Raw genomic sequence first — 25,828 nt, forward strand, 5'->3', positions numbered from 1 at the left:
GCAATGCGATGAAATTCGCCCCCCTTGGCCGTAGCGGGAAGGGGGCGATGGAAGGCGTGCGGTCAGTGACCGGCACCTCGCGCCGCGTCGGGCGAGAAATAAGTCTCGTTGAATTCGGGGCTGTTGTTGAGTACCGGCATCGGCCCCTCGTTGGTCAGGCGGTCGGCGAGATACGCACCCGAAATCAAGTCATGATATGTCGTTGTGGTCGGGTAGAGGTTTCGTGCGTCATAGGCATAGACGGTTGCCGCCAGGTTGGCTCGCCACAGCTGGCCGCGCGCATCATAATTGTCCGCGGCGAGGGCGGTCCAGGTGTCCTCGTCCAGGTAAAGCACCCGCTTGGCGTACTGATGCCGGAAGCCCTCCTTGAGGGTGGCTTCCAGGATCCATACGCGATGCATTTCATAGCGCATATAGTCCGGGTTGAGGTGGCCTTTGCCCAGGATGTCCTGGTACTTGGCCGGGCTCATCAGCTTGTAGTTGTTGTACGGCACATAGATTTGCTTCTTGCCGACAATCTTCCAGTTGTAGCGTTCGCCCGAGCCGTTGAACAGGCGGTCGTCGTCGAGGGTGCGGATTCCGCCTGCGCCGTTGGGCTGATCGAAGCCAAATTCCGGGGCCTGCCGTACGCGCCGCGTACCGGGGTTGTACTGCCACGCGCGGCGGGTATCGGAGCCTTCCTTGTCATAGAATTCGTGGCCGACAGACAGCATGCCCCGGTCGCGCAGGGGCAGGTCGGTCGCCGTGCGGAAAAAGCCCCTGGTGTCGCTCTTGAGGTCGAAGTTGGCGCCATTTCGCGGCGAAAGGATCGAATAACGGACACGGCCCCAGGCGATGTTGCCGTCGCTGTATACGGCTGCCTGGTCGTAGGTGGCGGATTCGGTATTCATCGATGGGGAGTAGCGCAGGTTCCACATCAGTTCGAGGCCGCTCTTCGGGATCGGGAAGGGGACGATAGGGGGCGCGTCCTTCAATCCGTTACCGTCGGCCGTCATTTTGGTGCCGGGCGCGTAGGTGCGGATGTTCTTGTAGATCGTATCGTCGTAGCGGAAGTCACGATGGGTCGGATATACCGGCATCTTGAAGGTGTCCGGATACTTCTTGAACAGAGCCTTCTCGCCGTCGGTCAAGTGATCGGCGTACTTCGCCATGTTCTGCGCGGTGATCACCACGACCGGCTTTTCGCTGGCGTAAGGATCGGGGTAGCGCTCTCCCCGCTTCCACTGCACTCCGGGGGGGGCGCCCAGCCATTTCCCGCCCCAGGCGGGGATCTGCCCATCCTTGCTGGCGGCGCGCTCGGCGCCCATCGGGGTCAGGTTTCCATCGAGTTGCTTGAGTTCGTCCGGCGTTACCGCGGCGTACGAGGCTGCCGCCAGCAGCATGCTGCTGGCCAGCAATGTGCTGCGGATCCAAAGATTTCTATGCTGTCGTATCACGGTCTCACTCCTTTAGAGAAATCTGGCGTTGTGTGCGTTATCGCCGCCAGGTCAAAACGAATATTTCGCATTGAATGCCGCATAGCTGCGGTCGGCCAACGGTCGATTAACAATGTTCGCCGTGCTCAGGAACATCGCGTATGTCAGGTTCAGTTCGAGGTTGTTCAAATACTTGAAGGTCACGCCGACGCTCGCGCGGCGGTCACCATATCCGGTCAGCGAACCGAAGGCGCCGGCCACGGCCGACTTTCCGCTGAATTCATGCGCATACGTCAGCGGCACTGTCATGTCCCAGCCGTTAAAGATATTGAGATAGGAGAGCGACCACCCGAGCTGCAGGGCTGCCGAGTTCCTGGTGTTGGTGAGTGTGCTGAAGCCATTGACCGGCGTGACGCCAAGCACATGCAGGTAGGCGATTTCGCCCACCAGGCTCTGGGAGCTGGCGAGGAAGGTCGGTCCGATGGCGTAAATGGCCGACATCTGGCCCTGGACTGCCTGGCCGCGCGTTGCGGTGGCAGCGCCGTTGACATTCACCAGGATTGGCACGCCGTCCTTGTAGCTGACTTCGCCCGCCACGTTGGCGCCGAGAAATTGCGTCGAGAAGCTTGCCCCGGTCAGATTGATGCCACTGAAAAACTTCTGCTGGTACTGCAGGGTCGGAAACAGGGTTGTCACGACATTCGGATTCTTGTCGTGGTAGTGCAATTGGTACAAACCAAACTCGGCATCGAACACGCGAAAGCGAGTACCTACGCCCCATTGGCCGGAGTCTGGAGGGTTGATATCCGAACCGCGCGGGATCTGTCTGCCACCCGGGCCGATGATGAACTGGGCACCCGGTCCAACCACATCGGTGGTGCTGAAGTACGCGCCAGCGGGGTTGAGTTGGTTGGGCTTGTAGGTGAACTGGTAATAGCCAAGCAGGCTGAAGTTCGGATTCACCTCCCATTGCAATGAGGCTTGCGGCACCGGCAGCAGGATGTCCTTGACCTCGGCCCCCGGCACAAACGACTTGGTGGCGTCTGCCGGCCCCTGCGCGCCAGCGATGTTGGGGAAGAACAGGCTCTCGCCCCATGCCACTACCTGGTTGCCCAGCTTGACGTTCAAACGCGTGGTGTCGATGTTGAAGGCGCCATAGGCGTAGGCATCCAGCAACTGAGCCCGCTGGCCGTTGTAGTAGCGTGCGGAATCCGTAAACTCGTTGAAAGGGCCGGAATGGTTGACGGTGGCGGGTGCGTTGTTGGAATTGGAGGTGCGATAGGCCTGGTCGTAGAACACACTGCCGCGAAAGAACGCACCAAAGTCGCCGCGCTGGAGATTGGCCTCGCCAAGCACGGTGGCGCGGTTGGCGATCATGTCGCCGCGCTTGAAGTTGCGGTCGCCGTCGTCGCCATTGATGTTGGCCGGCGACAGCAGCGCGCCGCTTTGCCCGCCAGTGCGGAACGCGGCGCCGTAGGTGGCGGTAACGGAGTAGTTCAGCGACGTCTCGTTGCCGAGATCGATGGTGTTGCCGGCCCAGGCGGACGGCGTGATCGCCGCGGCGATGGCCGAAACGATGGCGGCTGGCCGTAGCCTGCGTGTGCGATGCGGTGAACCGGTTCTTGAAGTCTGCATTTGTCTCCTCCTATGGTTTTGGTGATGCGCGGTGATGCGTCGACTGGCATGTCCCGTGGCTTCTTCTTTGATGGGAAGCGTAATGAGCGAGGGAGGGCGCGGAATCGTCAGAACGGACTAGACGGTTTCCCCTAGGGCCGCGCGGTCCAGCGCGTGCACGATCAGCTAGTCCGAACGGAGGATGAGGCGCGGCGGCATGCGCGATAGCGTCGGGCATCGCCCTGCGCGGTGAGATCGCGGCGCGGGAATCACTGGGGAGGAATGCGATGCGCAGTGCAAAGGAATCCATCGTTGCGGTAGTGACGGGCGGCTCGCGTGGCGCGGGCAAGGGCATCGCGCTGGCGTTGGCGCAAGCCGGCGCGACGGTGTACGTCACCGGGCGCACCGAGCGCAGCGGCGAGGCGCCGTTGCCCGGCACCATCCACGAGACCGCGCGCGAGATCGATGCGCGCGGCGGCAAAGGCACCGCGGTGGCCTGTGACCATCGCGACGATGCGCAGGTACGCAGGCTGTTCGAGCAGGTGGGCGACGAAGCGGGCCGGCTGGACATCCTGGTAAACAACGCTACCTTCCTGCACGACGAACTGATCGAGCCGGGCAGCTTCTGGGAGAAGCCGCTGGCCCTGGTGGACATCCTCGACGTGGGCCTGCGCTCGGCCTATGTGGCGAGCTGGCATGCGGCGCCCTTGATGGTGGCTGGCGCGCGCGGATTGATGGCGTTTACGTCGTCCTTCGGCGCAAGCTGCTATATGCACGGCCCGGCCTACGGCGCGCAGAAGTCCGGCGTGGACAAGTTCGCCAAGGACATGGCGGTGGACCTGCGGCCGTACGGCGTGGCCGCGGTATCGGTCTGGATGGGCCCGCTGCGCACCGAGCGCACCATGCGGGTCTGGGAGCGCGAGCCCGACAAATACGCCGCTTTTGCGCCGAGCGCGGAGAGCCCCGAGTTCACCGGCAAGGTCATACTCGCCTTGCATGGCGACGCCGCCGTCATGGAGAAATCCGGCCAGGTGCTGATCAGCGCCGAGGTCGCGCAGGAGTACGGCATACGCGATATCGACGGCAAGGCGCCCGTGTCCTACCGCTCGGTGCTGGGCGGGCCGGTGCAGGCGCATCCCGCCAAGGTCGAGTAGGGTCGGGCAGGCGTGCGCTGGGCGGGTCAGCCGGCCTGGTGGACTGCCGCGTCGAGGAAGGCCGGACGCTCGCCGCCGCCGTCGATGACCAGGTTGGCGCCCGAGACGTATGCAGCATGCGGCGAGGCCAGGAACAGGCAGGCGTCAGCGATGTCGCGCGGGGCGGCAAGGCGGCCGAGCGGCACGGTATCGGCCACCCGCTGGAGCGTGGCCGCATCGCCGTAGTGTTGCTGCTGCGCGGCTTCGGTCAGCACCAGGCCTGGACTCACGGCCGTGACCCGCACGCGCGGGGCCCATTCCACCGCTAGCGAGCGGACTGCGTTCAGGATACCCGCTTTGGCTGCGCCGTAGGCGGCGGTGCCGGGGGAGGGCCGCAGCGCGCTGACGCTGCCGATGAAGATCTGCGTGCCGCCACTGGCCTGGGTTTGCATGCGCGCGTTGGCGCGCTGCGCCAGCTGCAGCGGCGCCACCAGGTTCAGGCGGATGATCGACTCCAGCAGGCGCGGCGAGGCATCCGCAGCGAGCGCGAAGGGCGCGCCGCCGGCATTGTGGATCACGATATCGAGCGAGCCGGCACTGTCTACGATCCGGGACAGCATGGCCTCCACCTGCTCGGCGTCGCGGATGTCGGCCGTGATGAACTCCGCCTCACGCGGCTGCTTCTCGTCAGTCTCCGGTGGCGTGCGCCCGCAGGTGAACACGTGGGCACCTGCTGCCAGGAAGCGCTCGGCAATGGCGCGGCCAATGCCGCGCGCGCCACCTGTCACCAACACCGTCTTGCCGCTGAAGTCGAATCCCGTCATCTCTGTTTTCCCTTGGTCCCGTTGCCTTGCTGGTCAGTGCGATCTTAGGGAAATCCACGGGCCGCTTCGTAGTCTGAAAGGACGATGCCTGCCACGTTGCGCATGCGCATGATTGACCGGGTTCGTCATGACTACAGGGGAGACACCGACATGTCCAGTACGTCGCCTGCCGCATTTCCAGCCGGCCAAACCATCGCCACGCCAGACGGCCTGCGCCTGCACTACCTCGATGCCGGCGCCGGCGAACCCGTGGTGTTCATCCATGGCAGTGGCCCAGGCGCCAGCGGGCACAGCAACTTCAAGCACAACGCACCGGCTTTTGCCGCGGCGGGCTTTCGCACCGTGGTGGTCGACCTGCCGGGATACGGCCAGTCATCGAAGCCGGCGGATGTGGAGTACACGCTGGACTTCTTCGTCGCCGCGCTGCGCGCGCAATTGCTGGCACTGGAACTGCCGCGCTGCGTGCTCGTGGGCAACTCGCTGGGCGGCGCCATTGCGCTGAAATACGCGCTGGACTACCCGGAGCATGTCAGCCGCCTGGTGATGATGGCGCCAGGTGGCGTAGAGGACCGGGAAACCTATTTCCGCATGGAAGGCATCGAGAAGATGGTGTCGCTGTTCACCGGCGGGCAGATGAACCATGACACCATGCGCGAACTGCTGAAGCTGCTGGTGCATGACGCCACGCTGGTCACCGATGCGCTGGTGGACGAGCGCATGGCCGTGTGCAAGGAGCAGCCGCGCGAGGTGCTGGCCACCATGAAGGTGCCCAACCTGACCGAACGCCTGGGCGAGATCGCGTGCCCGGTGCTCGGCTTCTGGGGCACGGAAGACCGCTTCAACCCGGCCGGCGGCGCCCTCAAGTTCCTGCAGGGTTGCCGCGATGCGCGCTTCGTGCTGATCAATCGCTGCGGCCACTGGGTGATGGTCGAGCACAGCGATTACTTCAACCGCGAATGCCTAGGCTTCCTCGCGGATACGGCCGAGGCCGCCGTTTAGCCTGGCCGTCCGGCCGGCGTGCCGGCAGCGCAAGGTAGATAAACGCAGGAGATAGCATGGAAGACCCGTTCAACCTGTTCCAGCGAGGAATGGAATGACCATCGACATGACCATGGCCGCGAACAAGAGCGCCGGCATGAAGGCTACCTTGCTCGATTACGTGTCCGCTTTCAATGCGGCGGACGCCGGGCGCGTGGCGGCGCTGTTTGCCGACGACGCGACCGTCGAGGACCCCGTTGGCGGCCCGGTGATAGCCGGGCGGGAGCGTATCGTCGCCTTCTACCGGCACGTGACGTCGCTCGGCGCGCGCCTGGAAGTGGTGGCGGCGCCCCGGGGTTCGCACGGCAATGCCGCAGCCTTGTGTTTCGCCGTGTATGTGCGGATGCAGGGGCAGCCGGTACGCATCGACGTGACCGATGTGATGACCTTCGATGCCGACGGGCGCATTACCGGCATGCGCGCCTTCTGGGGGCCGGATGACGTGCATCCGCAGTAAGGCGCGTGCCGTGCGGGCATGGTAAGACGTTGCCCGCGTGATGCGGCCGCTACGCGCGAGCGCATCCTTGCGAGCGCGGAGCTGCTGTTCGAGCGCCAGGGCGTGCAATGCGTCACGCTGGAGCAGGTAGCGAGCGCCATCGCCATGACACGCGGCGCGATCTACGGACACTTCCGTAGCCGCGCCGAGTTGCTGGCCGCCGTCATGGCGCGGGCGGAGGCGCATCTGGCCAGCCGGCTCGCAGCCTTCGCCGGTAGCGGCGGGGGCCTGGCCCGCCCGGATCTGGAGCGCGCGCTGGCGACGATGTTGCAGGATGAGGCTGTGCTGCGCTATGCGGGTATCGTCCTCGGCTTGCTGCACCACGCTTGCACGCCCGAGTGCGAGCTTTGCCACCTCACGGTCCGCATCCGTGCCCGCGGCAGGACGTTGTGCGATGGCCTTGGCAGGGTGCTGGGCGAGCAGGGCAAGGGCGCGCTGCTGGCGGCGCATCTATGGGGCCTGCTGAGCGCCTGTTCGCTGCGGCTGGCGCCGGTGGACCTGGTCGGGTGCGTCGGGCCGCTGCTGCGACTCTATGGTGACTAGCTGGCGCCTGCCTTGGCGCTTCACCGGCTTCCCGGCGCGTGCACGGGCATACGGGATCGCCCCTAGTCTGCTTGGACGAGGACGTTTTTCATTCCATTGGCTACCTTTGAGTCATTAGACCGTGCCGGCGCAGCGATGCAGGAGCATGGCAGAGGGAAAAGATACAAGCCAGGAGGAGACTGTCGTGAAAGCCGGAAATCGCATCACATGCTTGTTGGGCGCCGGCGCAGTGCTGGCGGTAGGTTTTGCCGCCGGTCTGATCACGGCGTCGCCACCCGCCAGGGAGGACGGCGCGAACGAACGCGCATCGGCTGCCACGACGGATGTCCGGCTGGCGGTGGATGCCGCGTCGACTGACTGCGACGATGCCTGCTGGCAGCGCCGGGGCGTCGAGGCCGTGATGTCGCTGAGTAATCGCCCACCGCAGTAGCCACCCGGTCCTGCCAGGGATCAAGCCGCTTCCGCCACCCGTATCTCCGCCAGCAGCTTCTTCAACTCCGGCACGCAAGAGCCGCAGTTGCCGCCCGCCTTCACGCAGGCGGTGACTTCGGCCGGCGTCTTCAGATCATGCTTGCGCACCGCGTCGCAGATGGTGTTGCGCCCCACGCCAAAGCAGGAGCACACGGTGGGGCCGGCGTCGGCGCCCTTTTCCATCGGCTGGCCTAGCAGCAGGCCGACGCGATCGGCGTCTTCCAGGCGGTCCTTGGCGAACAGCGTGGACAGCCACGCGCGCGAGGGCAGTTCGGGGCGCGTGCACACATAGATGCAGGCCTGGAGGCGGTCGTCGACCACGTGGCCGGCGTGGTAGATGCCGGCGGTGCGGTCTTCATACTCGATCCAGTCCGCATTGGGGTCGTCGATGCCGAGCAACTGGCGGGCCCACGCGGCGCGCTCGGCGATATTCTCGCGGCCGGCGAACTCGTAGCGCTGGAACTGGCGGCCCTGGACGCGCGTCCAGTAGGTCAGCTCGTCCGCCTGGAGGTCCTCGCGGCTCAACACGAAGCCATGCCACGACACGCGGAACTCCTCCACGCGCACCGGCGTGTGCTTGAACTCGGGCTCGCCGGAGACCGGGTCCACCACCGGGTTGACCAGCGCACCCACGCGCGCATCGGAGCTGAACTGGCTGTTCCAGTGGATCGGCACGAATACGCTGCCGCGCGGGATGCCACCGCTGTGCTGCACCCGTGCCACCATGGCGCCCCAGCGCGTGGTCACGCGAGCCAGCTTGCCTTCGCTGACACCGGATAGCAGGGCGTCCTGCGGGTGCATGTCGACGAAGGGCTCGGCGATGTGGTCGGCCAGCTTGGGCGATTTGCCGGTGCGGGTCATGGTGTGCCACTGGTCGCGTACGCGCCCGGTGTTGAGCACCAGCGGGAACTCGTCGTCGGGGGCGTGGAACGGCGCGCGCGGCGCGGTGGCGATAAAGCGGGCGCGGCCATCGGGGTGGGCGAAACGGCCGTCGGCAAACAGGCGGGCAGTGCCGCCGGACGCGTTGGCGAAGCCCCCGGGGAGCATGGCCATCACCGGCCATTGCACCGGTGAGAGCGCGTCGAATTGCTTCTGGCTCATGCCTGCCAGCCCGGCGAGGTCGAACATGCGTGGCGCGTGGGCCTGATCGCTGCTGCCCGCGTTGCGGTACGTGCTCAGCCGCGCGTGCTCGTCGAAGATCTCGTGCGGTCCGGCAAAGCGGAATCCATCAAAGCCCATGCGCGTGGCGACGTCGCACAGGATCCGCCAGTCGGCGCGGGCCTCGCCGGGCGCGGGCAGGAAGGCGCGCTGGCGCGAGATGCGGCGCTCGGAACTGGTGACGGTGCCGTCCTTCTCGCCCCAGCCAAGCGCGGGCAGCAGGACGTGCGCGGCGTCGTTGGTGTCGGTGCGCAGCATGATGTCGGAACTGACCACCAGCTCGCACTTGGCCAGCGCGCGGCGGGCCTGGTCGGCATCCGGCAGGCTGACCACCGGGTTGGTGGCGATCACCCACACCGCCTTGACCCGGCCTTGCTCGATGGCCTCGAACAGTTCCACCGCCTTCAGGCCCGGCTTGTCCGCGATGGCGGGCGAGCCCCAGAACGATTGCACGATTTCCCGGTGCAGCGGATCGGCCAGCTCCATATGGGCCGCCAGCATATTGGCCAGCCCACCGACCTCGCGCCCGCCCATGGCGTTGGGCTGGCCGGTCAGCGAGAAGGGGCCCATGCCGGGCTGGCCCACGCGGCCGGTGGCCAGGTGGCAGTTGATGATGCTGTTGACCTTGTCGGTGCCAGCCGACGACTGGTTCACGCCTTGCGAGAAGCCGGTCACCACCTTGCGCGTGGCGGCGAACAATGCATAGAAGCCGCGCAGGGCTTCAGGGTCGAGCTTGCATGCCTTGGCTACCTTGGCGATGTCGGCGCAGTCCGGGCCGGCTGCCGCCAGCGCGGCGTCCAGGCCGCTGGTGTGGGCGTCGACGAATGACTGGTCCACCGCACCGTGCTGTGCCAGGTAGTGCAGCAAGCCGTTGAAGAGCCACACATCGGTGCCGGGCTTGACCGGCAGGTGCAGGTCGGCCAGCTCGCAGGTGGCGGTGCGGCGCGGGTCGATCACCACCAGCTTCATTTCCGGCCGGGCTTCCTTGGCTTTCAACAGCCGCTGGAACAGGATCGGGTGGCACCACGCGGTGTTGGAGCCGACCAGCACCACCAGGTCCGCCAGTTCCAGGTCTTCGTAGTTGCCGGGCACCAGGTCCTCGCCAAAGGCGCGCTTGTGCCCGGCCACCGCCGACGACATGCACAGCCGCGAGTTGGTGTCGATATTGGCGCTGCCGATAAAGCCCTTCATCAGCTTGTTGGCAACGTAGTAGTCCTCGGTCAACAACTGGCCGGAGACGTAGAGCGCCACGGCATCGGGGCCGTGCTCCGCGATGATGTCCTTGAAGCCCTGGGCGACCTTGTCCAGCGCGTGGTCCCAGGACACTGGCTGCAAGGCGCCGTCGGCACCGCGTACCTGCGGGTGCAGCAGGCGGCCTTCCAGGCCGACGGTTTCCGCCAGCGCCGAGCCTTTCACGCACAGGCGGCCCTGGTTGGAGCCGTGGCTGGCGTCGCCGGCCACCTCCACGCTGCCGTTGGCATGGCGGGTGGCGCGCACGCCGCAGCCCACGCCGCAATACGGGCAGGTGGTATCGGTGACGGTGACTGAGGCGTCGGCGGACAGCAGGGTGGGCGAACCGGTGGAGAGGATGACGGGGATATCGGACAGGTTCACGTTTGCGCTCGCTGCTGGCGGTCAATCGGGGATTAGGTCGTTCAAGCGTTCAGGCGTTCACGCGTTCAGGCTGCCATGGCCTCGCACTGTGCCTTGCCGAACAGCAGCCGCTGGCGCATGGCGCCTACCGGGGCGCCGCTCTGGATCAGGTCGAAGTACCAGGGGCCGTCCTGCACGTCGCCGTACAGCACCGCCCCGACCAGCCGACCGCCTTGCAGCACCAGCCGCTTGTACATGCCGCGGCGCGGATCGCGCATGACGAGATCCTCGCTGCCTTCGCCGCCGATGAAGTCGCCGGCGGAGTAAAGATCCACGCCAGTCACTTTGAGCTTGGTGGCGGTGGCCTGCTGCACATAGCGACGATGCCCGGCGCCGGCCAGGTGCGCGGCGGCCACGCGCGCCTGTTCCCAGATCGGCGCGACCAGCCCGAAGGTGGCTTGGCGGTGCTGCACGCATTCGCCTACGGCATACACGCGCGGATCGTAGCTCTGCAAGGTGTCGTCCACCACGATGGCGCGCTCGCAGCGCAGCCCGGCCTGCTGGGCCAGTTCGATATTGGGGCGCACGCCGGCGGTCATTACCACGAGGTCGGCGCGGATCTGGGTACCGTCTTTAAAGCATACGCCGGTGACGCGGTCTTCCCCAAGGATGCCGCTGGTATTGGCGTTCAGCAAAAAACGCAGTCCCTTGCGCTCCAGCGCCTGCTTGAGCAGCGCGGCGGCGGGCTTGTCGAGCTGGCGCTCCATCAGGCTGTCGGCCACGTGCACGACGCTGACCTCCATGCCCTGGCGCATCAGGCCGTTGGCGGCTTCCAGGCCGAGCAGGCCGCCGCCGATCACCACGGCGTGGCGATGGTTGCGGGCCGCCGCCAGCATGGTTTCCACGTCCTGGATGTCGCGAAAGGCGATGACGCCATCGAGCTGGTGGCCCGGCACGGGGATGATGAACGGCTTGGAGCCGGTCGCCAGCAGCAGGCGGTCATAGCCCACCTCGCGCCCGGATTGCGAGCGCACCAGCCGGCGGCGGCGGTCGATCGCCACCACCGGATCGCCGGCCAGCAGTTCGATGCCGTTCTGATCGTACCAGTCGCGGGTGTTGAGCATGATGTCCGCAACCGTCTTCTCGCCCGCCAGCACCGGCGAGAGCAGGATGCGGTTGTAGTTGCCGTGCGGCTCGGCGCCGAACACGGTGATGTCATAGAGGTCGGGCGCGAGCTTCAGCAGTTCCTCGACCGTGCGCATGCCGGCCATGCCGTTGCCGACCACTACCAGGCGGGGTTTGGGGGGCGTGGTCATGCGGCCACCCAGACTTTGCCGTCATAGACGCGGGCCGGATACGCCGCGATCGAGTGCTCGGGCGCTTCCAGGCATTCGCCGGTCTGCAGATCGAAGTGATGCTTGTAGATCGGCGACGCCACCACGATGCGTTCGCCCAGGCTGCCGACCAGGCCGCGCGACAGCACGGCGGCGTTGGAGTTGGGATCGTAGTTGGAGATGGCGAACACCTGGTCGCCATTGCCGCCCTGATCGTCGCTGTAGCCGGCGCCCACCCGGAACACGGCGATCTGTGCCTTGTCCACCAGTGCGCACACACCGGTATTGGGCACGATGTCGCGCAGGCTGCAAACGGCGGTCCAGGCTTCGGTTTGGTGGGTGGGGCTCATGATGTTCTCCTTGGGCGTTGGCGCGGGATGATGGGTCGGGGCGGTTCAGGCTGCCTTGACGATCACGGGGATCTGCTCAAGCCGGGATTTATGCAAGTTCCGTTCCTCCGGCGTGGCCGGGCGGATCTGGCCGCGCTCCTCCATGAAGACCAGGTTGTCGTCGCGCAGGTCGCTGTTGACGAAGTGGCGGAAGCGCTTGCGGGTTTCCGGGTTGGTCACGGCGGCCTTCCATTCGTCTTCGTAGGTGTCCACCACGTGCTGCATCTGCGCTTCCAGTTCGGCGCCGACGCCCAGGCTGTCTTCCAGCACCACGGCCTTGAGGTAGTCCAGCCCGCCTTCCATGTTGTCGCGCCAGACGCTGGTGCGTTGCAGGCGGTCCGCGGTGCGCACATAGAACATCAGGAAGCGGTCCACGTAGCGCAGCAGCGTTTCGCGGTCCAGGTCGCTGGCCAGCAGTTCGGCGTGGCGGGGCTTCATGCCGCCGTTGCCGCACACGTACAGGTTCCAGCCGCGTTCGGTGGCGATGATGCCCACGTCCTTGCCCTGTGCTTCCGCGCATTCGCGGGTGCAGCCGGAGACGCCAAACTTGATCTTGTGCGGCGCGCGCAGGCCCTTGTAGCGGTTTTCGATCTCGATGGCCAGGCCAACCGAGTCGTCCACGCCGTAGCGGCACCACGTGGAACCTACGCAGGACTTCACGGTGCGCAGGGACTTGCCATAGGCATGGCCCGATTCGAAACCGGCCGCGATCAGTTCTTCCCAGATCATCGGCAACTCTTCCACGCGCGCGCCGAACATGTCGACCCGCGCCCCGCCGGTGATCTTGGTGTACAGGCCATACTTCTTGGCCACCTGGCCCACGGCGATCAGGCCGTCGGGGGTGACTTCGCCGCCCGGCATGCGGGGCACGACCGAGTAGGTGCCGTCCTTCTGGATGTTGCCCAGGAAGTAGTCGTTCGAGTCCTGCAGGCTGGCGTGCTCTTTCTTGAGCACGAACTCATTCCAGCACGAGGCCAGGATGCTCGCCACGGTGGGCTTGCAGACGTCGCAGCCCAGGCCCTTGCCGTGCGCTGCCAGCAGTGCGTCGAAGGTCTTGAAGCCGCCCACGCGCACCAGGTGGTAAAGCTCCTGGCGGGAGTAGGCAAAGTGCTCGCACAGGTGGTTGTTCACCGCCAGGCCTTGCTTCTTCATCTCGGCCTTCATGACCTGCGTGACCAGCGGCACGCAGCCGCCGCAGGTGCTGCCGGCCTTGGTGCAGCTCTTCATCGCACCGATGGTGGTGGTGCCGTTGCAGACGGCGGCGCAGATATCGCCCTTGGTCACGTTGTTGCAGGAGCAGATCTGCGCGGCATCGGGCAACGCGTCGGCGCCCAGCCCCGGCTTGGCCTGGCCGTCGGAGGACGGCAAGATCAGGAATTCCGGCGACTCGGGCAGCTCGATCTTGTTGAGCATCATCTGCAGCAGGGTGCCGTATTCCTCGGCATCGCCTACCAGCACGCCGCCCAGCAGGTACTTGCCGCACTCGGACACCACCAGCTTCTTGTAGACCTGCTTGCGCTCGTCGGTGAACTGGAACGAGCGGCTGCCGGGCGCATTGCCGTGCGGGTCGCCCAGGCTGGCCACGTCCACGCCCATCAGCTTGAGCTTGGTGCTCATGTCGGCGCCGGCGAACTCGGCCTGGTGGCCGAGCAGGTGCTTGGCGGCCACGCGGGCCATTTCATAGCCCGGAGCGACCAGGCCGTAGATCTTGCCGTCCCACAGCGCGCATTCGCCGATGGCGTACACGTCGGGGTCGGAGCTCAGGCACTGGTTGTCCACCGTGATGCCGCCGCGCTCGCCAATGGCCAGGCCGCTGGCGCGGGCCAGTTCGTCGCGCGGGCGGATGCCGGCCGAGAACACGATCATGTCGGTGTCCAGATGGCTGCCATCGGCAAAGTTCATGCGATGGGTGCCGTCTTCGCCGTCGACGATCTCAACGGTGTTCTTGCGGGTATGCGCGGTGACGCCAAGCGCTTCGATCTTCCGGCGCAGCATGGCGCCGCCGCCGTCGTCCACCTGCACCGCCATCAGGCGGGGGGCAAATTCCACCACATGGGTTTGCAGGCCCATGTCGCGCAGCGCCTTGGCACATTCCAGGCCCAGCAGGCCGCCGCCGATCACCACGCCGGTCTTGGAGCGGGCGCCGCATTCCTGCATGGCTTCCAGGTCTTCGATGGTACGGTAGACAAAGCAATCCTTGCGGTCCTTGCCGGGCAGCGGCGGCACGAAGGGGTAGGAGCCGGTGGCCATGATCAGCTTGTCGTAGGACAGCGTCTCGCCGGTGGAAACCGTCACCGTCTTGGCCGCGCGGTCGATGCCGGTGGCGCGCGCGTTCAGGCGCAGCAGCATGTTGCTGCGCTCGAAGAAGCCGGTTTCGACCAGCGAGAGATCCTCGGCGGACTTGCCAGCGAAGAACTCGGACAGGTGCACGCGATCGTAGGCCGGACGCGGCTCCTCGCACAGCACCGTGACTTCGAGATCTTGCGAACCGGCCTCGGCCAGGCATTCCAGGAATTTGTGGCCGACCATGCCGTGGCCGATGATGATCAGTTTCATGATGGTTTCCTTGTTCTGTGGGGCCGCTGGTGCGTGTGCTTTGGTGGCGTCGTTGCGTCGGGCGGGCTCAGGAGCCCGAGCCGGCCAGCGCGTTGTCGAACAGCGCCTGCTCGCTGGCCTTATGCTCGGCCGAGAAACGCACGGCGATGGCGCACAAGGCGGAGACGATGGCCGCCGCGCCCAGCACGGTCAGCGTTTGCTGCAGGTTGCCGCCCAGGCCCTTCATCAGGAAGCCCGCCGCCACGGCGCCCACATTGCCGCCGGCGCCGATGATGCCGGCCACGCCGCCCAGCGCCTTGCGGTCGATAAAGGGCACCAGCGCATAGGTGGCGCCGCAGGCCATATGGGTGAACAGGCCGAAGCCCAGCATGGCGGCCACCGCAGCCACGACGCTATGCGCCTGGGCGAACCACAACAGGCCCAGGCCTTCACCCAGGATCAGCACGAACAGCAGCATGGAACGCGCATCCAGGCCACGGCGCAGCGCAGCCTTGTCCGACAGCCAGCCGCCCAGGGCACGGGCGAACAGGGCGAGCAGGCCAAAGCTGGCGGCGGCCAGGCCGGCGCTGCCCAGCGACAGGCCGAAGCGATCCACGTAATAGGTAGCAGCCACGTTGTGGATGAAGATCTCCACGCCGAAGCAGGCGCCGTAGGTGATAAACAGCATCCACACGCGGTAGTTGCCGGCAGCGGCGACAAAGCTGGCCCAGCCGCCTTTCTTGCCGCTGTCGATGGCGATGCCGCGCGCGCGCAGATCCTTGAAGTCGCCTTGCGGGCAGTCCTGCGTATAGCGCCAGTACAGCACTGCCATGATCAGCATCAGCACGCCCGGCACCAGCAGCGCCAGGCGCCAGCCCATGGTGTGACTCACGCCCAGCATCAGCACGCCACCCAGCAGCAGCGGCATCAGCGCTTGCGCCGCGCCACCGCCGGCATTGCCCCAGCCGGCGGCTGCCGCGTTGGCGGTGCCCACCACGTTGGGCGCGAACATCACCGAGGTGTGGTATTGCGTGATCACGAAGCTCGCGCCAACCGCGCCAATCAACAGGCGGAAGAACAGGAAGGCTTCGTAGCTCTGCGCCATCGCCACGCCCAGCACGGGGATCGCACCCAGCGCGAGCAAGCCGGTGTAGGCGCGGCGCGGACCAAAGCGGTCGCACAGCGGGCCGATGGCCAGCCGCACGAGAATGGTCACCGCCACTGCCGCGATATTGATATTGGCGATCTGGTCGGGAGTCAGGCCGAATTCACCCTTGAGCACCGGCATCAACGGCGCGCAAGCGAACCACGCGAAGAAGCACACGAAGAAGGCCATCCACGTCAGGTGGAAGGCGCGCATCTGCGGGGTGCGCAGGCTTAGCAGTTCGATGCGGGTGGCTTTGCCGGTCATCATGGCTCCATAAAAACAAATGGCGTCCCGCAATCCGGTCGTGAAGACCAGATCAGGGGACGCCGTTGTCCTGGTGGCAGCGGTGAAGACCGCTACCACCCTGTGTGAGGTGAGCGGGCCGCCGTTGGTCCGCTCGCGTCTTATTACGCAAGCGGTGTGCCAGGGCTGTTTGTGATGGATGGCGGGGTTTTTGCGCTGCGCAGGCGCGTCAGGCCGGGAGGCGATGCGCCGAGGTGGGGCGGGGTGGCACGGTCATGGTGCAGTGCAATGGATCGGGGCGGTGCGCGTGGTGGTGCAGGCAGCGGCTGGTTTTAGGCGGACCGAGTCAGATCGAGGCCGAATCCGAATGACACACCGCCTCCACGCGATTGCCCGCCGGATCGACGAGGAACGCTGCGTAGTATCCGGCATGGTAGGCAGGCCGCAGGCCGGGATCCCCATCCGACGATCCCCCGGCGTCGAGGCCCGCGGCGAAGAACGCGTCCACCTGTTTGCGGGACGACGCCTTGAAGCACCAATGCCGCTTGTTTGCTTCGATCCTGCTCGGGTCGAGATAGACCGCCAGGCACGTGGACATCGTATCGCTGGACGTGCAGCGCTCGCCATAGCCAAGCGCATCGGGGCGGTCATAGACCTTCGTTGCGCCCAAGGTCTGCATGATCGCGTCATAGAAGGGGCGCGCTGCGTCGAGGTTGGGCACGCCGATTGAAACATGATCGAGAAGTCGCATTGGGTTTGGCTCTAGCTGGTTCCTGGGCTGTTGTTCTTGCGCGGGGCATGGGTTAAAGCGTCGAACGTCGAACGTTGAAGATGTCTCACAACACGCTTGCTATGTAAACTAGGCGATTGCGCATCAGCATCAAATTCAAGAGCGACGAATTACCCCATGGAAAACATCCCCCCAAACGTCCTGATCCACGTCTACGCCGGAGAAGACGACGCGGAGCCAATGTTCGAGGAACTGCCCGCCCGCAAGATCGATGAAGACACCTATGAGCTACTCGCCTCGCCCGGTCTCGCCCTGAATCTGGCAAGAGGCGACATCGTCTCTATCAAGAACAGAAACGCGCATGCCGAAGTCCTGTCGAGGGGTGGCAATTTCTGCATTCAGATCTACGAGGATGAAGATATCCCACAGGCATGCCTGGCACGGCTGGAGAAGCAAGTGCAAGCCGAACTGGGCGGTTCCCTGGATGGGATCAACGGCGGAAACCTGTCGTTGACCATCCCATCCAACAACGGGATGGACCGGATCCGCGAGGTCTTTGATAGGTTTCGCGAGCAGACCGGGATTCAGTGGTACTACGCGAACATCTACCGGAATCTGGACGATCCCGATGACGAAACACTGCTGGACTGGTGGCTGAAGGATTGACGACTGATCGCCGGGATGCATGACCAAGCTGCTTTGGGTCGCCTGCCACCCAGGCTCACGCCTGCGTGGCAGGCGCTTGCGGGGATTCGCCTTCGGCCGCCGGCGCTGGCCGCTGGCTCGCGTGGTAAATCTCGATATCGTTGGGCCGCACTAACTGATCCGCATCATCCACCAGCGCCGCGCGCACGCGGCGCCCCTCCGGTGCGGTAAGCAGCGTCACCGGCCCTTGGCCGCTGGCGGCCAGGTGGCGATCACCCCATTGCATCAGGCCGATGATCACCGGCAGCAACTCCACCGCGGCGCGCGTCGGCCGGTACTCGAACCGTTCCCGCTCGCCCGGCTCCCGATAGCTCACCTTGCGCAGGATGCCTGCCTCGGTCAGTGTCTTGAGCCTGGCCGACAGCACGGCGGGGGAGCACTGCAGGCGCTCCAGGAACTCGTCGAAGCGCCTGATGCCGTGGAAAACGTCGCGCAGGATCAGGATTGTCCACTTCTCTCCGATCAGCGAGAGGGTCGCGGCAATCGAGCAGTTGCGGAGTTCTTGGGCGGTGAGATCCATCCATTGAGCATAGCAGGCTAACTTCATTTGCAAAAGTCAGGGTATTGCCTATACTCCTGACTATGAAATATGAAGTCAGGAGCCGGACATGCAACCCTCGAATCCCCCAAGTCTCTCGGGCCAATCCCGCCTGACCGGCGGCGGCTGGCATGCCGGCTGCCCGGAATGTGCCGAGACCTGGAAGTTGAGCGGTGGCGAGCGCGTGGTGGTGCGCGCTGTTCGTGCCGCCGATGCCGAGAGAGAGCGGGCTTTCGTCCAGGCCCTGTCGCGCGAGAGCCGCTATTACCGCTTCCTGACCGGCGGACGCGTGTCCGACGAGGTGATCGACCTGTTCATCGAGAGCAACGCCGGCCTGGCGCTGGTGGTCACGGCGGAAGTGCAGGGACTGCCGATGATCGTCGCCAACGGCAACTACGTGGTGACGCGTGGCGAAGAGGGCGACGTTGGGGAGTTCGCCGTGGCGGTGGCCGACGACTGGCAAGGCAAGGGTATCGGCCGCCGGCTGATCCAGCGCCTGCGCGACGCGGCGCTGGGCGCCGGCCTGCATCTGCTGCGCGGGGATGTGCTGAGCGAGAACCGCCGCATGCTGGCGCTGATGCGGGAGTTCGGTTTCTCCACCCGGCGCAATCCGGAAGACAGCCTGCTGTATGAGGTGAAACTGGTGCTGGGCGAGTTGGCCGGCAACAGCGCGCCGCAGGGCGTCGCGCGGCTCCCGGCGGCCTAAGCCTCTGCGCTTGCGCGCTTGCGCGATCCGGCCGTCACGGTGCATCCCACCGACGCCGTGATGATGCTGGCAATCGCCAGCCATTGCTGTGTATTCAGCGTCTCGTGCAGGAAGGCGAGCCCTGCCAGCGCGCCCATGGCGGGTTCCATGCTGAGCAGGATGCCGAAGGTGCGGCGCGGCAGCCGCTTGAGCGCCACCATTTCCAGCGAATAGGGAATGGCGCTGGAGAGCAGGCCAACCGCCAGCCCTGCTACCAGCAGCGACGGGCTGAACATGGCCGCGCCGGCATGCGCCAGCCCGAAAGGCAGCACGACCAGCGATGCCATGGTCAGCCCGAGCGAGGTGGCTTGCCCGCCGTGCGCGTTGCCTGCCATCTGCCCGAAGATGATGTATAGCGCCCAGCCCACGCCAGCCGCCAGCGCGTAGCCGATGCCCACGGGATCGAGCGTGGCAACGTTCTCCCCAAGCGGCAACAGCAACAGCAAGCCTGCCACCGCAAAGGCAATCCAGAGAAAGTCGATGGCCCGCCGCGACGACGACACGGCTACTGCCAGCGGCCCGGTGAACTCGATGGCAATCGCCAGCCCGAGCGGGACGGTGCGCAGCGACATATAGAACAGCAGGTTGGTGGCACCCAGCGCCGCGCCGTACAGCGCGATCACGCGGGCGTTGGCCAGGCTGAGCGGCATCCGCCAGGGCCGCCACACGCATAGCAGGATCAACGCCGAGAAGCTCACCCGCAGCGCCGTGGTGCCTTGGGCGCCAACCTCGGCAAACAGGCTCTTGGCAAACGATGTTCCGACGCAGAGCGAGGCCATCGATCCGATCAATGCCAGCACGGCGATCAGGGTGGCGCTTTGTTTCAGGCGATTCAGCGGCAATTGCGACTCTCAGGCGTTTCTGCGAGCCCGAATCTTGAACGATCCTGGCGTGGCTGGCTAGGCCGCGATGTGCTGCAAGCGCACAGCGTAGCGTTCGCCCGCGGCAGCCAGCGCGTGGTCATCCAGCTTGCCAGCCTCATAAAGCACGAACGGCTCGGACCACGGCAGGCCGCAGCGGTTGGCGGTGGCTTGCAAGGGGCGCAGCAACTCGGCAAGCGGAAACAGATTGACGCCGCCTGGCCCGTAGGCCTGCCGCACGTTGCCCGCAGTGGCGGCTACCAGCATGGGCTTGCCTGCCAGCGCGCGGCCCTCCGTCTCATAGGCGATATAGAACATGCGTGTCAGCACGGCGTCCAGCCAGGCCTTGAGCAGGGCGGGCGTGGCATACCACTGGAGCGGGAACTGAAACACGATGTGGTCCGCGCCAAGCAGCCGGCGGACTTCGGCATCCACATCGATGGCGCCGTCCGGGTAGAGGGCGTAGAGGTCGGCGATCTCCACGCCGGGCAGCGTGCTGGCCGCATTGCACAGGGCGCGATTGGCCTTGGATTGGCCGAACCGGGGGTGGAACAGCAGGATCAGGGTCTTGGACATGAGGGGCTCCGGTTGGTAGTACCGCGGTGTGTGCCGTGGTGCGTGCCGTGGCGATGTCTCAAGGATGCCGCTTCACACTAAATCATTCCAATGGATGGTTTGTATGTTCTATTATCTGTTTCATGAATTTACGTGCGATCGACCTCAATCTGCTGACCGTGCTGGACGCCTTGCTCGACGAAGCCCATGTGTCGCGTGCCGCGCAGCGTGTCGGGCTGTCCCAGCCAGCGGCCTCCAGCGCGCTGGAGCGGTGCCGCCATCTGTTCAAGGATCGCCTGCTGGAGCGTGCGCTTGGCGGCATGCAGCTCACGCCAAAGGCGCAGGCTCTGCGCGGGCCGCTGAAGCAGGCGCTGGCCTCGGTGGCGGCGGTGATCGGCGAGCCCGAGGTGGATCTGGCGAGCTTGTCGCAAACGGTGCGCATGCGCATGGCGGACCATCCCGCCGTGCTGGTGGCGCGGCAACTGCATCGGCAACTGGCGTGCAGCGCGCCGTGTGTCAATCTCGTGCTGCAGCCGTGGCAGGGCGCCGATGCTGCGCTCGAGTCCCTGGCGCGCGGGGATAGCGATCTCGCCGTATCCGTGTTTCCCGCCGTGGGCGCGGATTTTCGCCGTCGGCCGTTATTGCGCGAGCACTACGTGGTGGCCATGCGGCAGGGCCATCCGGCCGCCACCGGCTTTGGCCTGGAGCGCTGGCTGGACTACCCGCATGTGCTGGTATCCGGCCGTGGCGACATCCATGGGCCGCTGGACGATGCACTGGCCGGGCTGGGCCTGGCGCGGCGCATCGGCATGGTGGTGCCGAGCTTCATGATGGTGCCGCCGCTGCTGGCCGATTCCGACCTGATCGCCATGCTGCCCAGCCGCTGCCTGCCGGAGGACCCGGCACAGGCCCTGGCGACGTTCGCGCCGCCGGTGGCGGTGGAGGGTTTTTCCCTCCACCTGGCCTGGCATGTGCGCCGCGACGACGACGTGGCCGTGCGGCATGTGGCGGGCCTGATCGAAGGCCTGCTGGCGGCGTAGCGTAGTTTGGTTTTAGTAGTTGAGCGCCACGTTGAGCATGACCGTACGGGGATTGCCCACCGGCACGATGTTGTTGCTCAGGCCGCCGGCATAGTACGCCTTGTCGAACACGTTCTTGACGTTGAGCGCGGCCTTCCAGTGCGATGCCACATAGCCCACGCCAAGGTCCGCCACCGCGTAGCCGGGCACGGTGTAGTTGAAGGTGTAGCCGCGCTTGGCGCTCTCCGCGCGCATGCCGGCGCCGGCGTACCAGCCTGCCAGCGGCCCGCGGAAATGCTTGGTGCCCCATAGCGAGACGCTGTGCCGGGGCACGTTGTTGAGCGGCTTGCCCACATTGGCGGCAACGGTGTCTTCCGTGACCTCGCTGGCGATGTAGGCATAGGCGCCGGCCAGGCTCCAGCCGCCGCCAAGATCCGCCGTCAGCTCTGCCTCCAGCCCGCGCGTGCGCTGCTCGCCCGTGGCAATGCTGAAGCCGGTATTGACCGGGTCCGAGCTCAGCACGTTGCGCCGGGTCAGGTCGAAGGCAGACAGGGTCAGCAGGCCGCGCTTGCCGGGCAAATCAAACTTGATGCCCACCTCGGCCTGGCGTCCCGTCTCGGGCTTGAAGGTGCCGCCGTTGACGTCCGTGCCGCTATTGGGCAGGAACGAGGTCGCGTAGCTGACATAGGGCCGTGCCCAGCTGGTCAGGTCGAGCATCAGCCCGGCGCTGCCGGTGACGGCCCGCGCGGTGTCGTCCAGGCGCGTGGCGGCCAGGCGGTCCGTGGTGCTGGTGCGGGCGGTGTCGTGGCGCAGGCCGGCGGTGAGCAGCCAGCGCTCGGCAAAGCGCACCTGGTCGCGCGCGTAGAAGCCCAGCGTGCTGACGTTGTCTTCCTGGTTCAGGCTGTAGGCGCTGGGGCAGTTCACGGCCGCGCCATACACCGGCTTGTAGACGTTCAGCGCCGCGACGCGGCAGGTACGCTGCAGGCGGCTCTCGTTGCTGCGGTTGTAGTCCACGCCGAGCGTGATCTCATGCTGCTGCCCGGCAATCTCGAAGCGCCGCTGCAAGTTGGTATCCACGCCGAGGGTGGTGCCGGAGAAATCCTGCTGCGTGCCGCTGCGGTTGAGCAGTTGGCTGTTGACGGCCATGGTGCCGCCCGCGATCAGCGTGCCGGCCAGCGACAGCGTTTGCCAGCGGAAATTCTGGTTCAACGTCCAGCCGGAATCAAAGCGGTGGGTCAGCGCATAGCCCAGCCGGTTCTGCTCGCCGTCGTATGGCGCCAGGCCCGGCTCGCCGGTAAAGCGGCTGTTGGGCAGGGTGCCGTTGCGGTTGGCGATGAGCGTGCCATTCACGGGCAGGCCTTGCTGGCGCACATATTGCCGCTCGTTGTGGCTCGCTAGCAGGGTCAGGTCGGTGCGCGCGCCCAGGTCCAGCGACAGCGACGGCGCGATGTAGCGGTTGCGGTAATAGACGTAGTCGGTCGCGTCGTTGCTGTTCATCGCCAGGGCGTTCACGCGCAGCGCGGCCTTGCCGTTTTCCGACAATGGCGTGCCCACGTCCGCCGTGGCCTGCCGCAAGCCGTAGTTGCCTACCGTCAGCCCTAGTTCGCCAAACAGGTCGGGCATGGGGCGCTTGCTGACGATATTGACCATGCCGCCCGGCTGCACCTTGCCGAACAATACCGAGGCCGGGCCTTTGAGCACTTCCACGCGCTGCGCGCCGAACAGCTCCTGCGCCACGCGGTTGTTCGACTCGACCAGCAGGCCATCGACAAAGACGGATTCGGATGCGCGCTGGCCGCGGATGATGAAGTCGTCCCAGCCGCGCCGGCCGTAGACATTGGTGACCACGCCGGCCGAATTGGCCAGCGCGTCACCCAGGGTTTGCGCTTGCTGGCTGTCCATCAGATCGCGCGTGATCACGGTGATGGACTGCGCGTTGTCCGCCGCGGACGTGCCGGACTTGGTCACGCCCGCTGCCCGGCGCGTGGCAAAGCCGGTGTCGGCGCGGGGATCTTCGGCGGCGCTAACCGTGACGGCCGGCAAGGTGGTCTCGGCGTCCGGGGCGGCCAGGGCCATGGCGGGGGAGAGCAGGCAACCCAGGGCGGCCGGGGCAATCAGTTGGCGAGTGAGCATGTGCTGCGAGAGTGCGGAAAGCGCCAGATTGTAAATGATAATGATTATCGTTTGTAAGATTCTGCAATGGCATCGGGCTGTGCTTTGCCGGCCCCGGCGAGGCCGAATGCACTCGCCGGCTTTGCCCCTCGCCCTCCAACGCGCTTTCCACCTCAAGCGCGGCAGACTATGGTGACTAGGAGACCGAAGCCCGAACAGGAGAACACCATGGCATCGTCAGCATCCCCCCGCCGCATCGTGATTACTGGCGCCGGTGGCGCGCTTGGCCGCGCCGTTACCCAGGCGTTCGCGGACGAGGGGGCGCGGCTGGCCCTGATCGACCGCGACGTGGAGGTGCTGCGTGCGCACGCGCCGGTGCCCGAGGCCGCGGACTGGCACCTGTTGCTAGCGGCGGACGTGACCTCGACGGACAGCATGGCCATGGCGGCGCGCAGCATCCTCGACGCGTTCGGTGGCGTGGATGTGCTGGTGCACGTGGCAGGCGGCTTCGAGATGGGCGAGCCCGTGCATGCGCTCAGCCGCGAATCCTGGATGCGGATGATGGATCTGAACGCCTGGTCGCTGGTGGCCGTCACGCAGCACCTGGTGCCCGCCATGCTTGCGCAGGGTGCCGGCAAGGTCGTGGCTGTGACCGCGCGCGGCGCCGCTAGCGGCGCCGCCGCGATGGGCGCCTACTGCGCGTCAAAGAGCGCGTTGCAGCGTCTGGTGGAGAGCTTGTCGCATGAGGTGCGCCGAGCTGGCGTCAACGTCAATAGCGTCGCGCCGGGCACGCTCGACACCCATGCCAACCGCCAGGCCATGCCCACCGCCGATCCCACCAACTGGGTCTCGACCGCGGCGGCGGCGCGCGCCATTGCCTTCCTGGCCTCGGACGCGGCGCAGGCGATCCATGGGCAGCACGTGGTGCTGGATGGGCTGAGCTGAGGGGGGCGCTGAACTAAGCCTTGCGCCGTGCCAGGGGTAATGTCGCCAGCCGCTCCAGCACGATGGCACGCATGCCCGCCGGCGCCGGCAGCTGCTCCAGCAATGCCGGCCAGCGCTCGTGCGCCATCGCCACCGCGTCTTTCACGGCGGCGGTGGCGATGCGCTCGGCGATCCGGGCCTTGCGCGCGAATTCGCGGTAGGTCTGCAGGGTTTGCTCGCGCTGCTGCCGGTCGATGGCTACGTTCTGGCCGAAGCCGGCAAAGCCCGGCAGGGCAGCCACACTGACGATGTCATAAGCGGGCGAGAGTTCGGGCGCGACGCCGTTGCGGTACAGGAACGAGAAGTTCTTCAGGTGGGCGTCGCTGTTGCCCAGCAGCGTATCGACGGCCTGGCGGATAAAGAACTGCCGCACGTCTTCGATGCCGCGCACGCTGAGGCGCTCCAGCAGTTGCACCAGGGCGGCGTAGGCGTCATGGCCGCCATACTTGCGGTTGGGCATGCGGGTCAGCAACTGGCAGCCGTCTTCGGCATGCACGCGCCCGCCGGGCTCGCGGTCGAAGCGGTCCACGGCGAGGAAGTGCAGGCCGGTGCCAAGGGCCTCGGCCAGCCCCTCGACCTCGATGGCGGCAAGCGGCACGGGCCGGCACGGTGCCACCGCCACGCCGGCAGCCTGCGCCAGTTGCATCGACACGTATTCGTTGAAGACCTGGCTGTCGTCATTGCGCGCGGGCAGCTTGGCGATCAGGTCGGAGAGGTGCCCATGGGTGGGCATGGAGTAGCGCTTGCCGGCATGCGCGGTGGACAGTGCTAGCTTGTTCTGCACGCCCGAGACCGATGCCGCGCCTTCGGTGGCGCCTTCGATCACGGCAATTTCCAGGTTGTCCGCGCCACCCGTCACGCCGACGGTGCGCACGTGCTCGGGCAGGGCGTCGATGGGCGCGGGGCGCACCACTACCGCGCCCGGCAGGTCGTCGCCGGCGGCGGCCAGGATGCCGAAATCGTCACGGTCTTCGGGATGGTGGCGCGTGGCCTCCAGGCGCTTGCGCAGCTCGCTCTCGGGCAACAGCCCGGCGAAGTAGGGCGGCAGCGCCGCGTTGGTGTTGTACAGCGCGCGATGGAAGGGGTTGGCCAGCACCGAGGCGGTCAGCGTGTCGTTGCCGGGGAAGGTCAGCGAAAGGCTGAGCGTGGGCCGCAGCGGGTCGCCACGGAAGGCCTCTGCCGGCACGAAGCGGCAGGTGCGCTCGACCTCGCACAGATGGCCGCACAGCACGCCGTGCAGGTGCACTTCCAGATAGCGGGGGCGCAGCCCGGGGCTCATGATTCCTGCTCCAGGAACATTTCCACCGAGGTCTTGGCCTCGCGGTCCGGCCCGCTGTCCTTGCCCTCGACCAGGCGCTTCACGGCGAGCAGGTGCTCGCGTGGCACCAGGACCCATTCCGCATCGAGCGCGGCACCCACGGCTTCGAGTGTGGAGGCGCGCACATCGCTGCGGCCGCTCAGCGCCGTGGTCAGGTTGGACGGCGCCATGCCGATCAGCCGGGCCACTTCCCCCAGCGAGGATTTGCGTGTGGCTCGGCGTGCCTGGAGCTGATCGTAGAATGATGCCATGGCATATTTTCATATCAAAAGATATGAAATAGCATAGCACATGACGGTGTTTTTTATGTTATTGCATAAAATATATCA

Annotated in this window: 24 protein-coding genes; 9 read left to right on the forward strand and 15 right to left on the reverse strand. The window is 66.1% G+C overall.

All coding sequences use genetic code 11. From position 1 onward, the window contains the following. Positions 1-62: 62 nt before the first annotated feature. Both AB4061_RS25345 and AB4061_RS25350 read right to left on the reverse strand, forming a co-directional pair. Positions 63-1,382 carry a DUF1329 domain-containing protein gene (locus AB4061_RS25345; RefSeq protein WP_441638662.1) on the reverse strand — a complete coding sequence of 440 codons (1,320 nt, stop codon included), beginning with the start codon at positions 1,380-1,382 and terminating at the stop codon, positions 63-65. A 105-nt stretch (positions 1,383-1,487) separates the two neighbouring features. Further along, a complete protein-coding gene (locus AB4061_RS25350) occupies positions 1,488-3,050 on the reverse strand; it encodes a DUF1302 domain-containing protein (RefSeq protein WP_441638664.1) in 1,563 nt (520 codons plus the stop codon). Positions 3,051-3,316: 266 nt separating this feature from the next. Here AB4061_RS25350 and AB4061_RS25355 point away from each other — a divergent pair, with 266 nt between their 5' ends. Beyond that, positions 3,317-4,183 (forward strand): SDR family NAD(P)-dependent oxidoreductase, encoded by an 867-nt coding sequence (locus tag AB4061_RS25355; RefSeq protein WP_441638666.1) that lies wholly within the window; start codon positions 3,317-3,319, stop codon positions 4,181-4,183. Between the two features lie 26 nt (positions 4,184-4,209). Here the strand turns inward: AB4061_RS25355 and AB4061_RS25360 are convergent, their stop codons facing one another. Then, complete coding sequence (locus tag AB4061_RS25360) at positions 4,210-4,986, reverse strand: SDR family oxidoreductase (protein WP_441638668.1); 777 nt, start codon at positions 4,984-4,986, stop codon at positions 4,210-4,212. Between the two features lie 150 nt (positions 4,987-5,136). On the opposite strand from AB4061_RS25360, the gene AB4061_RS25365 reads away from it, so the two are divergent. The 4 genes from AB4061_RS25365 (at position 5,137) to AB4061_RS25380 (ending at position 7,493) form a co-directional block, all read left to right on the forward strand. Continuing rightward, the gene (locus tag AB4061_RS25365) at positions 5,137-5,985 is read left to right on the forward strand and encodes an alpha/beta fold hydrolase (protein WP_441638670.1); all 849 of its coding nucleotides are present in this window, start codon (positions 5,137-5,139) and stop codon (positions 5,983-5,985) included. A gap of 94 nt (positions 5,986-6,079) precedes the next feature. After that, positions 6,080-6,481: a nuclear transport factor 2 family protein gene (locus AB4061_RS25370; protein WP_441638672.1), complete on the forward strand. Its 402-nt coding sequence runs from the start codon at positions 6,080-6,082 to the stop codon at positions 6,479-6,481. 18 nt (positions 6,482-6,499) lie between these two features. Then, positions 6,500-7,063 carry a TetR family transcriptional regulator gene (locus tag AB4061_RS25375; RefSeq protein WP_441638674.1) on the forward strand — a complete coding sequence of 188 codons (564 nt, stop codon included), beginning with the start codon at positions 6,500-6,502 and terminating at the stop codon, positions 7,061-7,063. A 184-nt stretch (positions 7,064-7,247) separates the two neighbouring features. Continuing rightward, positions 7,248-7,493: a hypothetical protein gene (locus AB4061_RS25380; protein WP_441638676.1), complete on the forward strand. Its 246-nt coding sequence runs from the start codon at positions 7,248-7,250 to the stop codon at positions 7,491-7,493. Positions 7,494-7,513: 20 nt separating this feature from the next. On the opposite strand, the gene AB4061_RS25385 is transcribed toward AB4061_RS25380, so the two are convergent. The 6 genes from AB4061_RS25385 to AB4061_RS25410 all read right to left on the reverse strand — a co-directional run bounded on the left by AB4061_RS25385 (position 7,514) and on the right by AB4061_RS25410 (position 16,684). Then, positions 7,514-10,306 (reverse strand): molybdopterin-dependent oxidoreductase, encoded by a 2,793-nt coding sequence (locus AB4061_RS25385; RefSeq protein WP_441638678.1) that lies wholly within the window; start codon positions 10,304-10,306, stop codon positions 7,514-7,516. 65 nt (positions 10,307-10,371) lie between these two features. Next, positions 10,372-11,601: an NAD(P)/FAD-dependent oxidoreductase gene (locus AB4061_RS25390; RefSeq protein WP_441638680.1), complete on the reverse strand. Its 1,230-nt coding sequence runs from the start codon at positions 11,599-11,601 to the stop codon at positions 10,372-10,374. After that, positions 11,598-11,969, reverse strand: coding sequence for a nitrite reductase small subunit NirD (nirD, locus tag AB4061_RS25395; RefSeq protein WP_441638682.1), 372 nt, complete (start codon positions 11,967-11,969; stop codon positions 11,598-11,600). The genes AB4061_RS25390 and nirD overlap by 4 nt, the downstream gene beginning before the upstream one ends. Before the next feature lie 45 nt (positions 11,970-12,014). Beyond that, entirely contained in the window at positions 12,015-14,564 is a 2,550-nt protein-coding gene (gene nirB / locus AB4061_RS25400; protein ID WP_441638684.1) for a nitrite reductase large subunit NirB, read from the reverse strand. Between the two features lie 67 nt (positions 14,565-14,631). Then, the gene (locus tag AB4061_RS25405; protein WP_441638744.1) at positions 14,632-15,954 is read right to left on the reverse strand and encodes an MFS transporter; all 1,323 of its coding nucleotides are present in this window, start codon (positions 15,952-15,954) and stop codon (positions 14,632-14,634) included. A gap of 325 nt (positions 15,955-16,279) precedes the next feature. Continuing rightward, positions 16,280-16,684 (reverse strand): VOC family protein, encoded by a 405-nt coding sequence (locus AB4061_RS25410; RefSeq protein WP_441638686.1) that lies wholly within the window; start codon positions 16,682-16,684, stop codon positions 16,280-16,282. 156 nt (positions 16,685-16,840) lie between these two features. Between AB4061_RS25410 and AB4061_RS25415 the strand changes: the two genes are divergently transcribed. Then, a complete protein-coding gene (locus AB4061_RS25415; RefSeq protein WP_441638688.1) occupies positions 16,841-17,329 on the forward strand; it encodes a DUF4265 domain-containing protein in 489 nt (162 codons plus the stop codon). 55 nt (positions 17,330-17,384) lie between these two features. On the opposite strand, the gene AB4061_RS25420 is transcribed toward AB4061_RS25415, so the two are convergent. Then, positions 17,385-17,888 (reverse strand): winged helix-turn-helix transcriptional regulator, encoded by a 504-nt coding sequence (locus tag AB4061_RS25420; protein ID WP_441638690.1) that lies wholly within the window; start codon positions 17,886-17,888, stop codon positions 17,385-17,387. An 88-nt stretch (positions 17,889-17,976) separates the two neighbouring features. Between AB4061_RS25420 and AB4061_RS25425 the strand changes: the two genes are divergently transcribed. Continuing rightward, the gene (locus AB4061_RS25425) at positions 17,977-18,612 is read left to right on the forward strand and encodes a GNAT family N-acetyltransferase (protein WP_441638692.1); all 636 of its coding nucleotides are present in this window, start codon (positions 17,977-17,979) and stop codon (positions 18,610-18,612) included. On the opposite strand, the gene AB4061_RS25430 is transcribed toward AB4061_RS25425, so the two are convergent. Together AB4061_RS25430 and AB4061_RS25435 are read right to left on the reverse strand one after the other, a co-directional pair. Beyond that, complete coding sequence (locus AB4061_RS25430) at positions 18,609-19,493, reverse strand: DMT family transporter (RefSeq protein WP_309406623.1); 885 nt, start codon at positions 19,491-19,493, stop codon at positions 18,609-18,611. The genes AB4061_RS25425 and AB4061_RS25430 overlap by 4 nt on opposite strands. Positions 19,494-19,550: 57 nt before the next feature. Further along, on the reverse strand, positions 19,551-20,087 hold the full coding sequence (locus AB4061_RS25435) for an NAD(P)H-dependent oxidoreductase (protein WP_441638695.1): 537 nt from the start codon (positions 20,085-20,087) through the stop codon (positions 19,551-19,553). 122 nt (positions 20,088-20,209) lie between these two features. Between AB4061_RS25435 and AB4061_RS25440 the strand changes: the two genes are divergently transcribed. Next, positions 20,210-21,106 (forward strand): LysR substrate-binding domain-containing protein, encoded by an 897-nt coding sequence (locus AB4061_RS25440; protein ID WP_441638697.1) that lies wholly within the window; start codon positions 20,210-20,212, stop codon positions 21,104-21,106. Between the two features lie 12 nt (positions 21,107-21,118). Here AB4061_RS25440 and AB4061_RS25445 read toward each other — a convergent pair whose 3' ends face one another. Further along, positions 21,119-23,218 carry a TonB-dependent siderophore receptor gene (locus AB4061_RS25445; protein ID WP_441638699.1) on the reverse strand — a complete coding sequence of 700 codons (2,100 nt, stop codon included), beginning with the start codon at positions 23,216-23,218 and terminating at the stop codon, positions 21,119-21,121. Positions 23,219-23,425: 207 nt separating this feature from the next. Here AB4061_RS25445 and AB4061_RS25450 point away from each other — a divergent pair, with 207 nt between their 5' ends. Further along, complete coding sequence (locus AB4061_RS25450) at positions 23,426-24,142, forward strand: SDR family NAD(P)-dependent oxidoreductase (RefSeq protein WP_441638701.1); 717 nt, start codon at positions 23,426-23,428, stop codon at positions 24,140-24,142. Positions 24,143-24,155: 13 nt separating this feature from the next. On the opposite strand, the gene AB4061_RS25455 is transcribed toward AB4061_RS25450, so the two are convergent. After that, positions 24,156-25,460: a type II toxin-antitoxin system HipA family toxin gene (locus AB4061_RS25455; protein ID WP_441638703.1), complete on the reverse strand. Its 1,305-nt coding sequence runs from the start codon at positions 25,458-25,460 to the stop codon at positions 24,156-24,158. Next, a complete protein-coding gene (locus AB4061_RS25460; RefSeq protein ID WP_174427630.1) occupies positions 25,457-25,750 on the reverse strand; it encodes a helix-turn-helix domain-containing protein in 294 nt (97 codons plus the stop codon). The genes AB4061_RS25455 and AB4061_RS25460 overlap by 4 nt, the downstream gene beginning before the upstream one ends. Positions 25,751-25,828 lie beyond the last annotated feature (78 nt).

The sequence above is a fragment of the Cupriavidus sp. YAF13 genome (genome assembly GCF_052113425.1).
Taxonomy (GTDB): domain Bacteria; phylum Pseudomonadota; class Gammaproteobacteria; order Burkholderiales; family Burkholderiaceae; genus Cupriavidus.